The organism is Rhizobium sp. C104, assembly GCF_022354505.1.
GTDB classification, from domain to species: domain Bacteria; phylum Pseudomonadota; class Alphaproteobacteria; order Rhizobiales; family Rhizobiaceae; genus Rhizobium; species Rhizobium redzepovicii.
The window spans coordinates 1,022,301-1,034,635 of the sequence record NZ_CP092348.1 but is presented as its reverse complement, the minus strand read 5'-3'; the positions used below and the strand labels follow the sequence as shown (position 1 = coordinate 1,034,635).

The 12,335-nt window shown below is 61.7% G+C and carries 14 protein-coding genes and 1 pseudogene; 5 read left to right on the top strand and 10 right to left on the bottom strand.

The genetic code is table 11. The annotated features are described in order from the left end of the window. Positions 1 to 46 precede the first annotated feature (46 nt). Positions 47 to 424 carry a VOC family protein gene (locus MF410_RS06290; RefSeq protein WP_097625789.1) on the top strand — a complete coding sequence of 126 codons (378 nt, stop codon included), beginning with the start codon at positions 47 to 49 and terminating at the stop codon, positions 422 to 424. Between the two features lie 169 nt (positions 425 to 593). Here the strand turns inward: MF410_RS06290 and gndA are convergent, their stop codons facing one another. Continuing rightward, the gene (gene gndA / locus MF410_RS06285; protein WP_179610373.1) at positions 594 to 2,045 is read right to left on the bottom strand and encodes an NADP-dependent phosphogluconate dehydrogenase; all 1,452 of its coding nucleotides are present in this window, start codon (positions 2,043 to 2,045) and stop codon (positions 594 to 596) included. 204 nt (positions 2,046 to 2,249) lie between these two features. Between gndA and MF410_RS06280 the strand changes: the two are divergent. From MF410_RS06280 to MF410_RS06270, 3 genes and pseudogenes are all read left to right on the top strand, one after another. Then, a pseudogene (locus MF410_RS06280) lies at positions 2,250 to 3,032 on the top strand (DUF6597 domain-containing transcriptional factor); the annotation flags it as partial. Positions 3,033 to 3,111: 79 nt separating this feature from the next. Beyond that, positions 3,112 to 3,510: a polyketide cyclase gene (locus tag MF410_RS06275; RefSeq protein ID WP_097625791.1), complete on the top strand. Its 399-nt coding sequence runs from the start codon at positions 3,112 to 3,114 to the stop codon at positions 3,508 to 3,510. Then, the gene (locus MF410_RS06270) at positions 3,511 to 3,870 is read left to right on the top strand and encodes a VOC family protein (RefSeq protein ID WP_003594033.1); all 360 of its coding nucleotides are present in this window, start codon (positions 3,511 to 3,513) and stop codon (positions 3,868 to 3,870) included. Positions 3,871 to 3,901: 31 nt separating this feature from the next. Here MF410_RS06270 and MF410_RS06265 read toward each other — a convergent pair whose 3' ends face one another. The 7 genes from MF410_RS06265 to MF410_RS06235 form a co-directional block, all read right to left on the bottom strand. Beyond that, complete coding sequence (locus tag MF410_RS06265) at positions 3,902 to 4,618, bottom strand: PAS domain-containing protein (RefSeq protein ID WP_097626051.1); 717 nt, start codon at positions 4,616 to 4,618, stop codon at positions 3,902 to 3,904. A 286-nt stretch (positions 4,619 to 4,904) separates the two neighbouring features. Then, on the bottom strand, positions 4,905 to 5,840 hold the full coding sequence (locus tag MF410_RS06260) for a lipid A biosynthesis lauroyl acyltransferase (RefSeq protein ID WP_097625792.1): 936 nt from the start codon (positions 5,838 to 5,840) through the stop codon (positions 4,905 to 4,907). A gap of 7 nt (positions 5,841 to 5,847) precedes the next feature. After that, positions 5,848 to 6,876, bottom strand: coding sequence for a zinc-binding dehydrogenase (locus MF410_RS06255; protein WP_097625793.1), 1,029 nt, complete (start codon positions 6,874 to 6,876; stop codon positions 5,848 to 5,850). 157 nt (positions 6,877 to 7,033) lie between these two features. Then, positions 7,034 to 8,320, bottom strand: coding sequence for a beta-ketoacyl-ACP synthase (locus MF410_RS06250; RefSeq protein ID WP_012557954.1), 1,287 nt, complete (start codon positions 8,318 to 8,320; stop codon positions 7,034 to 7,036). A gap of 12 nt (positions 8,321 to 8,332) precedes the next feature. After that, entirely contained in the window at positions 8,333 to 9,538 is a 1,206-nt protein-coding gene (locus tag MF410_RS06245) for a beta-ketoacyl-ACP synthase (RefSeq protein WP_131711501.1), read from the bottom strand. After that, complete coding sequence (locus MF410_RS06240; protein WP_097625795.1) at positions 9,535 to 10,017, bottom strand: 3-hydroxyacyl-ACP dehydratase FabZ family protein; 483 nt, start codon at positions 10,015 to 10,017, stop codon at positions 9,535 to 9,537. The genes MF410_RS06245 and MF410_RS06240 overlap by 4 nt, the downstream gene beginning before the upstream one ends. 115 nt (positions 10,018 to 10,132) lie before the next feature. Beyond that, positions 10,133 to 10,411, bottom strand: coding sequence for an acyl carrier protein (locus MF410_RS06235; protein WP_003540486.1), 279 nt, complete (start codon positions 10,409 to 10,411; stop codon positions 10,133 to 10,135). A gap of 427 nt (positions 10,412 to 10,838) precedes the next feature. On the opposite strand from MF410_RS06235, the gene MF410_RS06230 reads away from it, so the two are divergent. Further along, positions 10,839 to 11,561 carry a Crp/Fnr family transcriptional regulator gene (locus MF410_RS06230; protein ID WP_239620272.1) on the top strand — a complete coding sequence of 241 codons (723 nt, stop codon included), beginning with the start codon at positions 10,839 to 10,841 and terminating at the stop codon, positions 11,559 to 11,561. Here MF410_RS06230 and MF410_RS06225 read toward each other — a convergent pair. Together MF410_RS06225 and MF410_RS06220 are read right to left on the bottom strand one after the other, a co-directional pair. Further along, positions 11,551 to 11,979: a L,D-transpeptidase gene (locus MF410_RS06225; RefSeq protein WP_097625797.1), complete on the bottom strand. Its 429-nt coding sequence runs from the start codon at positions 11,977 to 11,979 to the stop codon at positions 11,551 to 11,553. The two genes, MF410_RS06230 and MF410_RS06225, sit on opposite strands and share 11 nt — an antisense overlap. Before the next feature lie 130 nt (positions 11,980 to 12,109). After that, positions 12,110 to 12,310, bottom strand: a complete 201-nt coding sequence (locus MF410_RS06220; protein WP_003594021.1) for a hypothetical protein — start codon at positions 12,308 to 12,310, stop codon at positions 12,110 to 12,112. Between the last annotated feature and the right edge of the window lie 25 nt (positions 12,311 to 12,335).

The window sequence follows — 12,335 nt, the reverse complement described above, 5'->3', positions numbered from 1 at the left end:
GCACCGTCCGGAGGCTGTGTGCGTCTTCGCAATCAGAGGTTCTGCGATGAATGATATCGCCGATCACGGTGTTCGTTTCGGACGAATTGCCGCCATGCTGCCAGTCAAGGACATGACCAAGGCCTACGACTTTTACGCCAATGTCCTCGGCTTCAAGAAAATATTCGAGAACGGAAATCCTGTCGGCTTTATGATCCTGAAGCGCGATCAGGGCGAGCTGCATCTCACCTTGCAGCCGACCCACAAGGCTGCGGACTTCAATGTCGCGCATTTGATCGTGGACGATGTCGACGCACTGCATGCGCTTTGCCGACAATATGGGCTGAGGATCATCAAAAGCCTTCAGGACAAGGACTACGGATTGCGGGCCTTTGTGTTCGAAGATCCCGACGGCAACCGCATCGACGTCGGTCAACCGATCTAGCCGGGCCGATGGGCACTGGATGGGGAATGCGGATACAGCCCCATCCAGCGCTGGAAAACACCGGAATTCCGCGGCGAACGCCGGATCAAGACTGGTGCCGGGCGGCTGTGGGCTGTGAAAAAGCCCGACGCAACGGCCGGACTCTTCCTCGATCTCTTCTCGGCAAACCTTAGAAGCTCGCCGCACCGCTGCCCCAGGGGCCGTGGTGGAAATCCTTGCCGTCCAGGCGATCGAAGCCGTGGGCGCCGAAGAAGTCGCGCTGCGCCTGGATGAGGTTTGCCGTGCCCCTGCCCTGGCGGTAGGCGTCGAAATAGGTGAGTGCCGAGGTCAGTGCCGGCACCGGCAGGCCGGCTGAGATGGCGGCGGCAACGACGCGGCGCAGCGCCGGGATCGATTCCTTGACCATGTCGGAGAAGGCGGGCGTGACGATGAGGTTCGCAGCGTCCGGCGCCTTGGTGAAGGCCGAGGTGATCTCATCGAGGAACTGCGAGCGGATGATGCAGCCGGCGCGCCAGATCCGGGCAATGGTCGGCATCGGCAGCGACCAGTTGAACTCACGCGAGGCTTCCGCCATCACCGCGAAGCCCTGGGCATAGGCGCCGATCTTGGCGGCAAAGAGCGCCAGTTCCAGATCCTTGTTCAGCTCGGGACCGTAAGCGATCGGGAAAGAAACGGCCTGCGTGCCGAAGATCTTTTCCGCCGCTTCGCGCTGCGACTTCATCGAGGAGAGGCTGCGGGCGGCGACCGCGGCTTCGATTGCCGTTGCCGGAATGCCCATGTTCTGCGCTTCGATCGCCGACCATTTGCCGGTGCCCTTCTGGCCGGCCTTGTCGAGGATCATGTCGACCATCGGGCCGCCGGAAACCGGATCGGTCGCCGCAAGCACCTTCTCGGAAATCTCGATCAGGTAGGAGTTCAGCCGGCCCTTGTTCCATTCCCCGAAGATGCCGGAGATGTCGGAGGCACTCTTGCCGAGGCCGTCGCGCAGGATGCCGTAGATTTCGGCGATCATCTGCATGTCGGCATATTCGATGCCGTTATGGATGGTCTTGACGAAATGACCGGCGCCGTCATTGCCAAGCCAGGCGACGCAGGGTTCGTCATTGTAGCGGGCGGCAATCGAGGTCAGCACCTTCTCGACGCGCTTCCAGGAGTCTTCCGTGCCGCCGACCATGATCGACGGGCCATGGCGCGCACCTTCTTCGCCACCGGAAACACCCATGCCGATGAAGGTGAGATCAGTGTCCTTGAGGCGGTCGAAGCGCGCGACGGTATCGCGGAAATTGGCGTTGCCGGCATCGATCATGATGTCGCCCTTGGACAGATGCGGGCGCAACGCCTCCATCTGCTGATCGACGGCATCCCCCGCCTTGATCATGATGATGATCGGGCGCGGCGGCCGGATTGCATCGACGAACTCTTCGATCGTCTTGCAGGGAATAATCTGCTTTTTCAGATCGCCGGCGCTTTCGTAGAATTCGTCGGTTTTCTCAGGCGTACGGTTGAAGACCGCAATTTTATTGCCTTTCTCCGCGATGTTGAGCGCCAGGTTGGAGCCCATGACCGCAAGACCGATCAGTCCGATTTCTGCCTTTTCCACGACAAACCTCCGATGTGTCATTTGGACCGGTGTTGTGGCACTGTCTCGGTCAAACGGCAAGTCTCGCAAGGGTCTAATCGGTTCGCAAAAGCAATGAAATGACGCTTGCAATATCCCGACTTGTCCGACAACCACTTGCGCCCGCTCATCGGCAACCAAGTTTTCGCACGACCTGCCCTTGATGCCCTATCTGATGGTATCATCGGCGTTTCGGGAGATACTGTCTTGGCACCGGAAAGACGAAAAGATACGGCGCTGCTCGCTGCCCGTGCCGGCCGCTACCGCGAATATGCGCCGCCGCCGGCGCTGCGACGCCATTTCAACCGGTTCTGGTCGCATGCGCTCCATGACGGACCGCCGGCAAAGGTGGCGATCGTGCCGGACGGCTATTGCGACCTCCTCTGGATCGATGGCCGGCTGGCAGTCGCCGGGCCCGACAGGACGGCGGCCTTTCCCACTCTCCGGCCGGGCACCACGGTCATCGGCGCACGTTTTGCGCCGGGCGCCGCGGCACCCTGGCTGAAGACGCCGCTCTCGGCGCTGGTCGGCTGTTCGGTGCCGCTTGCCGACATCGGCTGGGAGCACGCGGCCGAATTCGAGGCACGGCTTGGCGATTGCCCCGATCCAGCCGATGCCATGGCGCTATTCGGCCGCCTGCTCGAAGAGGCCGTGCGCGATGCGGACGAACCCGCTGAGGATGCCGCCGTGATCTTCGCCGCTGCCGACGGCCGCCGCCCGGCGTCCGGGCTGCTCGGCCGGCTCGACATGAGCGAAAGGCAGCTGCGCCGCCGCTGTCACCACCATTTCGGCTATGGCGCCAAGACGCTGGAACGGATCCGTCGGTTCCAGCGTTTCCTCGACCTCTGCCGCAGGACAGGCACGATACCGCTTGCCCATCTTGCACTCGAAGCGGGCTTTGCCGACCAGGCTCACATGACGCGCGAGGTCGGCGAGCTCTCGGGCCTGACACCTGGCGCCATTCTTGGCCAACTCAGCATGCCGAAAAGGCCGGGCCGACCGTTTTGTTCAAGACGCCGCGGATCGGCCTGTTATGACAGCAAGACCCAATATCGAGGACCTGCAAGCCATGTCGACGATGCCCGCGAAAATCATCCACCAATCAATCGAGCGCGACTGGCGCGACGTCTATGATTTCGCCGGCAAGCCGGAGAACATGCCGCTCTGGGCCTCTGGCCTTGCGAGCGGCCTCGAGCCGAACGGCGCCGACTGGATTGCCCATGGCGCGCTTGGCACCGTTAAAGTGAGCTTCGTGCAGACCAATGAATTCGGCGTGATCGACCACACGGTGACGATCGAATCTGGTCTCCGGGTCTATAATGCGCTGCGCATCGTGCCGAACGGCGACGGCTGCGAGGTCATGTTCACGCTGTTGCGCCTGCCCGGCATGACCGATGCGCAGTTCTCAGCCGATGCCGCCCATGTCGAGAAGGATCTCGCCATGCTGAAAGCCCTGATGGAGAGATAGATGTCCGAGAAGTCAGAAAACCACGATCGCCGCATCGATTATGTCGAATTCAACGTTGCCGACATCGCCGCCGCCAAAGCCTTTTACGGCTCGGCCTTCGGCTGGCGTTTCACCGATTACGGCCCCAATTACTGCGAATTCGACGATGGCCGGCTGAAGGGCGGCTTCACCGATTTCGGCCCCGTTCGACCGGGTGGCCCGCTGGTTGTCGTCTACGCCAGGGATCTCGAAGAGGTGCTGACGTCGGTCGAGAGAGCCGGCGGCACCATCGTCCGGCCGATCACCGATTTTCCCGGAGGCCGCCGCTTCCATTTCCTCGACCGCGACGGATATGAACTCGCCGTCTGGGCGACTGCCTGAAGGTGCCTGGCTGGTTGCGGCCAGCTATTGATCAGCCAGTTGGCTGCTGTGGCTCGATATCCTCCATGACGAGCAGCGCGCCAATCACCGTACCGCCGACATCGCGTAGCGGCGACATGCGACAGCGCACTTGCCCCGGTCCGCCGCTGCCGTTCGGACACTCATAGGCGTATTCGATCTGCTCACCGGCAAAGCAGTCGTCGAGCTTGTATTTGGCGCACGCGGCAAACAGCTCCTCTCCGATGAATTCGGAAAGATGGCGGCCGATGAGTTCCATCGGCTTCTTGTTGAGATAGGCGCAGTTGGCTGGGTTGGAATAGAGGAAGCGATAATCCCTGGTCAGCACCACCACCCGGTCCGGTAGGCTTTCGAGGATCGCCGAATTGAGAAACTGGCCGTTGTCGGTATCAGGCACATAGGCCGGCGGTGGCTCGATGCGCACGTCCTGCGGCGACGGCACGCGCCAGTCCGGGCCATGCGTGCCGAAATAGCGGTCAAGCAGGTAGGAAAGCACCGTCGTGTGCTCGGTAACGCTGGCGCTGTCGTCGGCGTCTTGGCCGATGAGATGAGTCACAAACTGCAGCTGCATGTAGACTTCGAGCAGATTGACCGCTTGATGGGCGAGGATTGCCTCGACCAGCGGCTCGACATGGCCGTCGAGCGCCGTGACGCGCTTATCATCACCCAGGCGTATGGCTTCCTCTATCTGCGTGCAACGCAAGGAAAAAGCTCGAAAAAGCTCCAGCAAGACGCCCAACTCCCATTGGCCCAAGAGACGGTCCGAGACCTATTATGGCTGCACATTTCGAAAAATGCGCCCTTCGGTAGACATTATTCGCGTCCTGGTAGTGACGGGTAACATAAAAATGCACTCAGTTTCAATCCGAGACCATTGCCGCTTTTCACCGCTGATAATTGGGGTGGATATTCTGAAAGCATGTCGCGCAAAAGCGTGTCGCGGTTTTGCAGATAACGACATGCACCAAAACAAAGAACTGACGCGCGAGAGCGAATCCGATAGATCGCGTCGCGCTTTAGGAGCTGAGCGTCTGCTTGATCTGCCAACGGTCGTGATACCAGAGCCACTGTTCCGGATATTCCCGCACCCAGCTTTCCACCTTGTCGTTGAGCAGCTGCGCGGCAGCCGGCAGGTCGAGATTGCCTTTGGCGTCGCGGGGCATTTCCAGCCGCGGCTCGATTTCCAGCCGATAGCGGTTGCCTGGCAGCCGGATGCAGCGCGCCGGATAGACCTCGCAGTCGAACTGGCGCACCAGCTTCGGCAGCAGCGGATTGGTCTTGACGTCGCGCCCGAAGAAGGTGCCCTTCAGCCCCTTGCCAAATTTCTGGTCGACGAGCACGCCCACGCCTTGGCCGACTTCCAGCTGACGGGCGAGCGCGAAGGAGGAGCCGGCATGCGACGGCACCAGCTTGCCCATCCGCGCGCTCCTGAAATCGAAGACCTTCTTGGCGACATAGGGATTGTTCGGCGGCCGAAACAACACGGTCACATGAAGCCCGAAGGCGGCACCGGCCACCGGCAGCAGCTCGAAATTGGCGGTATGGCCGGTAAAGACGATGAAGGGGCGCGGATTGTCGCGCAGATCGAGAAAGATCGGGATGCCCGACACCTCCACCCTGCCCGGCTCGGCATTTGCGGGATCATAGTCGAACAGCTGGTCGAGGAAGACGTATTCGGCCGCCAGCCGGCCCATATTGCCCCAGCTTGCGAGCGCGATCTCTTCGATCTCAGCTTGGCTTTTCTCAGGGAAGGCGTTGCGCAGATTGACGAGCATCAGCTTGTGGCGGCGCGTCCGCTGGCCGAGTCGGCGCGTCATCCTGTCGGCGAAGCGAATCGCGCCATCAGCTGGAAACAGCTTCAGCACATTCAGAAAGCCGAACATCACCTGCGCCACCAGCCATTGCTGGAAGTGCCTGAGCGCCAGAACGATCCGGGTGATGAGGAGCTTCACTTGGGGCTCAATCCATTTTCAGAATGATCTTGCCGAAGATCTGGCGCGATTCCATCCGCTCCAGCGCCCGATCGATATCGCTGAAGCTGACCTCGGTATCGATGACGGGATGGACGAGTCCACGGCCCATCTTCTGCATCGCATCCGCCATGTTCTCCATGCGGCAGCCGAAGGAGCCGAAAAGCTTCAGCTGCTGCTGGAACAGCATCATCAGGTTCATATCCGTGGAAACACCCGAGGTAGAGCCGCAGGTGACGAGCCGCCCGCCGCGCTTCATGCAGAGCATCGAACCCGCCCAGGTATCCTTGCCGACATGTTCGAAGACGACGTCGACGCCCTTCTTCTTGGTGAGCTTGCGCACCACGCCCTCGAAGCGGTCCGTGCGGTAGTTGATGACATGATCGGCACCGAGCGCCTTGGCCTTTTCGATCTTGTCGTCCGAACCGACCGTGGTGATGACAGTGCAGCCGATTTTCTTGGCAAGCTGGATCGCTGCCGTGCCGATGCCGGAGCCGCCGGCATGGACGAGGATCGTTTCGCCAGGTTCAAGCTTGGCATTGTCGAACAGCATGTGCTCGACCGTGCCGAAGGTGACGGGAGCGAGTGCCGCGCCGATCGCGTCGACGCCGGGAGGAGCCGGCACCAGCAGCCGCGCGGGAAGGTTGACCTTCTCCTGCGCAAAGCCGTCGAGATGGAAGCCGTGCACGCCGGAGACATGTTCGCAGAGATTGTCGCGGCCTTCGCGGCAGGGGCGGCAAAGGCCGCAGGTGCGCGCACCGTAGATGGAAACGAGCTGTCCCGGCAGCACGTTGGCGACACCCGGGCCGATCGCTTCCACGACGCCGGAAGCCTCCGCACCGATGACCAGCGGCATCTTGCGCTTGGCGAATGCCATGCCGCGCCAGCCCCAGACGTCGATATGGTTGAGCGCCACCGCCTTGACGCGCAGCGTCACCTCACCGGCGGCAGGCGCATCCGGTTCCGGCAGGTCGGTGATCTCAAGCTTGCGGTCATCGATCAGTTGCAAAGCGCGCATGGCAAAATCCCTCGCCGTTAGAGCGCCGTGCGTCCGTTCGGACGCACAAAGGACGCTCTAACTCTTTAAATCTACGCATCAGGCTTTCCGAAAATCGCCCGATTTTCGGGCCGATGCTGTAGGCTTCATCTCATCTCAAAAATGTGTCGGGAACCGCTTAAGCCGGTTCGAGCGCCATGACAAGGCTGGCATTCTGCCCGCCGAAGCCGAAGGAGTTGGAAAGCACGGCGGAAACCTGCGCTTCCCGCTTTTTGTTCGGCACGACATCGAGAACGATCGACGGATCGGGATTGGTGTAGTTGATCGTCGGCGGCAGCGTCCCTGTCAGCATCGTCTGCAGCGAGAACACCGCCTCGACGGCGCCCGCCGCCGTCAACGTATGGCCGATCATCGACTTGTTCGAGGAAACCGGAATGCCGACGAGCCGCTCGCCGAAGACGGCCGACATCGCCCCATATTCCATCTTGTCGTTCTCCGGCGTCGAGGTGCCGTGCGCGTTGATGTAGCCGATGCCGCTTTCGTCGATGCCGGCATCGGCAAGGGCCGCGCGGATCGTCGCGATCGCCGGGCCGCCGTCCGGCGAGGAGCGGGTGCGGTGGAAGCTGTCTGCCTTGTCGCCGGCGCCCTTCATGATGCCGAGCACCTTGGCGCCGCGGGCGACCGCCGCTTCCAGCGATTCCAGCACCAGCGTCGCCGCACCTTCGGCGATGACGAAACCGTCGCGATCCTTGCTGAACGGCTTGGATGCCTTGGTCGGCGGATCGTTCTGCGTCGAAAGGGCCGACAGCAGCGAGAAGCGGATCAGCGCTTCGGCGCTGAGAGAGCCGTCGGTTGCAACCGTCAGGGCGCGATCGGTGCGGCCCTGGCGGATCGCCTCGATGCCGAGCTGGATCGCCGTAACGCCGGAGGCGCAGGCCGTCGACAGCGTGACCGGAAGGCCGCGCGTGCCGAACCGGTCGGCAAGCCGCTCCGAAATCGCGCCAAACAGGGCCGCCTCATGGAAGGCCGGATCTGGCCGTTGACGCAACGCCGTCAGGAAACGTTCATAAGCATCACCAGGATGCTCGGAGGCCGGCGAACGGTCGGCAAGCTCGAAACGGGCGCTCCATTCCGGCTCGATCGGCGGAGCGGCGAGGAAAAGCGGGCCATTGAAATCGCCGGAAAGGCCGGCATCGGCAAGCGCCTCGATCGTCGTTTCGCGGGCGAAGGCGTAGGAGCGCTCGACGGCATTCGGGGCCGGGATGCCGATGAAATCGACGGTGCCGGCGATCCGCGTCGACAATCCTTCGGTCGGGAAACGGTTGATCTCGTGGATGCCCGAGGTGCCTGACGAAAGCGCTGCCCAGTTGTCGCTGAGGCCTTGACCGAGCGAGGTGATGATACCCATGCCGGTCACGGCCACGATCGGACGGCCGAGGTGATCCCTGTAAGCGGAAGCTGTCATATCTTTCACTCCTCACGCATTTGCGGAAAGGACGGCAACGCCCTCGCCGCGCTGGTGTCCGACCGCGGTCACGACGGCGGCGGTGGCGCCTGCCCGCATCGGCGCTTCATGGGCAGCATCGAAGGCCGGAACCTTGGCCTTGCCGTCGACGGCAAGCGCTGCAAGCGCCAGACCCAGCGTGAACTGCGTCTCGATCGTATGGCCGGTGACGCCGCCAAAGCCACGGATTGCAGCACCGGGCAATTGATGTTCGAGCACTGCCCGCTCGCGGGCGGCAAGATCGTGCATGCCGGTCGAGCCGGAAAAGATCGCCGTGCTTTCGGCGGCAAGCCCGGTGGCGGGTGCTAAAAGCCGCTCCAGCCGGACCTCGAGATTGCCGGCATTGCGGTTGCCGCGGTCGCCCTCGACCGCATCGATGACAGCATAGATATGCGCGCCGCGCGCTTCCGCATGCTGGCGCGATTCCAGCACCAGGAAGGCGCCGGCCGAACCAGTGATCATGCCGCCGCCGTCGCTTGATTTGCGCGACCAGAGCGGCACCCAGTCGCCGCGCGCATGGGCGCCGATCGCTTCGGTGAGCAGGATCATATCCGGCCGCTCCGCTGCGAAGGCGCCGCCGACCAGCGCATGCGAGGATTCGCCTGATTTAATGCGATAGAAGGCGGTCTCGACGGCTGAAATCCCTGCCGCTTCCTCGCCCATGAAGGTACGCGACGAGCCGGTGACCTTATGCACGATCGAGATGTTGCCGGCGAGCAGGTTGGAAAGCTGGGCGAGGAACAGCGTCGGCCTGAGCTCTGTCGTCAGCTTCTCGTTCAGCAGCAATTCGCGGTCGTTGCGCTTCAGCGCCTCGTCGACAATCAGCGTATCGACATTGATGTCGCGCTCGCCGCCGCCGGCCGCTACGATCATGTCCATCGTGCCACAGGCCTCGAGATTGTCTTTGAAGCCGGCATCGTCGAGTGCCAAGCCTGCGGCGAAGACGCCGATGCGCTGCCAGTTCTCCATCTGGCGCTGGTCGCCACGCTTGGCGATCTGCTGCGACCAGTCGATTTCGGGCAGCGGATGCACCGGATAGGGCTTGAACTTCTCAGTCTCGACGATCGCCTTCGGCGCGCTTGCCGCCGAAAGCAGCGCGATATGCGCATCCTTACCGACGCCCTGACAGGTGACGATGCCGATGCCTGAGATGACGACGTCGTTTGCAGCCTTGCTCATCCAACCACTCCCTGCGCCGCGATCGCTTCGAGAAGCCCGATCTCGCCGGCACGTTTTTTGACGATATCGCCGAGCGGCACTTCGGAAAACGGCATGGTGCGAAGCTTCAGCTGCGCATCACAGACCTTCTTGCCGGCGCTGGTGATTTTAGCCTTGGTAACCGCGAAACCCGAACCGTCGTGCTCAAGCACCGCCTCGATGTCGAGCACGGCTTCCGGCTCGACGAACGTGCGCATCTTGGCGCCGTCGACTGACATCAGGAAAGGCATGGCGGCGAAGTTGGTGACGGCAAGCACCAGCATGCCGGAGGCCTGCGCCATGGTCTCGATCAACAGCACACCGGGAACGAGCGGCATGCCGGGAAAATGACCCTCGAAGACAGGGCTCTTGGCCGGCACGACGGATCGCGCGTTCAGCGTGCCCTTTTTCAGGTCCACCGCTTCGACGCGGTCAATCATCTGGAAATATTCCAGCAGCATTCGGATCCTCCGGCCCGACAGGCCAGATCCGCCCGCCGGTGACGCCTAGTTAGGAACGAAACCGCCCAGCCGCCATAGTCAGGCGGCAGGGCGCTCAAAAAAGACGGTTATGTCCTCAGGCCTTGGCTGCTTTGAGCTCGTCGATTTTGGCGCAGAGGTTCTTCAGCACGAAATATTCTTCGGTGGAAACCTTGCCCTCGTTGACTTCCTGCGTCCACTTTTCGAGCGGAATCTTGATGCCGAACTCCTTGTCGATCGCAAAGACGATGTCGAGGAAATCGAGGCTGTCGATACCGAGGTCGTCGATCGTATGGCTCTCCGGCGTGATCGTCGCGCGGTCGATCTCGCTGGTTTCTGCAATAATGTCGGCAACTTTATCGAATGTAGCGGTCACGCGCTGTACCTCATGAAATGACGATTTAAACCTCCTCATAGGCAAATCCATTTCAAAAGCCAATGCTTTCGTCCCGGCGTTGCGGCAATTTGCCGGCGGGGTGTTGCCTAAACAGCAATGGAATGCAGGCCGTTCCCGTCACCCGAGGCGGGGCGATGCCGCTGCAGCCCCTGCGCCGACGGCGCAACAAGCATCCGAATCAAAGCCGCGGACGGCCTCGCCTCGAAGCAAGCGCCCCCGGCCGGAGCCGCAAGCCCGGACAGTTGATCTGGATCAAATCGCAGGCCCCGAAAATTTGATAATCATCAAGCGACGCGGGAAGAAATCGGGATAGCCGAACCAACTCGCAATCGCGGCGTAATCGTCTCGGAAGAGCCAGCCATGCCCGGGCATGCCGGGTGCATCCGGATTTCGAAGGGATCAGGAAATGGACGTCGCACGCAGTAAGGTTTCCGAGGCCGGCACGCCCGTCGCTTGCCGTTCCTGCCAGGCCCGGCACGGCGTCGTCTGTGGCGCCTTGTCGAGCAGCCAGTTGCGAGAGCTCGGCCGCCATTCGCTGCGCCGCAAGGTCGATGCGGGCTCTGAGATCGTCGCTCAAGCGTCGGAAAGCTCTTTCTATTCGAACATCATGCGCGGGGTGGTGAAGCTCTGCAAGGTGATGCCGGACGGTCGCCAGCAGATCGTCGGCCTGCAATTCGCCCCAGATTTCGTCGGCAGGCCTTTCGTGCGCGAGAGCACGCTGTCGGCCGAGGCTGCGACCGATGCCGAAATCTGCGTCGTCCCCCGCAACTTGCTCGACCGCATGATATCAGAGACTAGGGAATTGCAGCGCAGCCTCCACGATCAGGCACTGAAGGAGCTGGATGCCGCGCGCGAATGGATGCTGACGCTCGGCCGGCGCACCGCCGAGGAGAAGGTCGCAAGCCTGCTCCACCTCATCGCCACGCATGCCGAGCCGCAAACGGCCACCAGCACCGCCTTCGATCTGCCGCTATCGCGCGCCGACATCGCCGATTTTCTCGGGCTGACGATCGAAACCGTCAGCCGCCAGTTGACCCGGCTGCGCAAAGAGGAAGTCATCCGCATCGAGAACATCCGGCATATCGTCGTCCCCGGCATGGATGAGCTGGAAAAGAAAATCAGCGCGTAATCACCACACGGGTATTGGCAAGGCCGGCCTGACGCGCCAGCGAGAAGAACTCGGCCGCATTGTCGGGATGCAGGCGGACGCAGCCATGCGAGGCCGGCCGGCCCAGGCGCTTCAGGTCGAAAGTGGCGTGAACGGCGTAACCGCCGTTGAAGAACACAGCGTAGGGCATCGGCGCATTGTCGTATTTCCGGGAACGATGATCGCGCGACAGCCACTTGGCGCTCCACGAACCGGTGGGCGTGACGTAGCCGTTGCGTGCGGTCGAAACCTTCCAGCGATACTTGACGAAGCCGTTCTCGGTGACGGTCATCGTCTGCTTGCCGATGCTGATATTGGCAACCAGCATTGCTGCCTCGGCGGCAACGGGAAAAAACTGCAGCAATAAACTTGCGGCCGCAGCCGCCAAAATCGTCTTCATGATAGCCCCTCTTCGCACCCGCGCAGTTTATTGCGCCCTCACGACAGAGAGACTAAGCCAATACTTTCTATATTGCTTTAATCCGAATGGTAATCACAATTTTAACACGTTTAAGCCGTGAGCAACTAACCTACTGGAGCTTGCGCCCGGCCGCAGGCCGGCTGACGCGCTGATAGGCCTTGTTCATCTTCTCGCGGATAGAGGCCATCGTGCCGAGATTGTGACCGCAGGCGGCACAGGTAATGATATCGGTCTCCCGGATTTCGGGCCGCTCGAACTTCATCTTGGTGCTCTTGCACTTCGGGCACGGTAATTCAACCTGAACTGTCATCGCTCTGCTTCCGGTCTGATGAGAT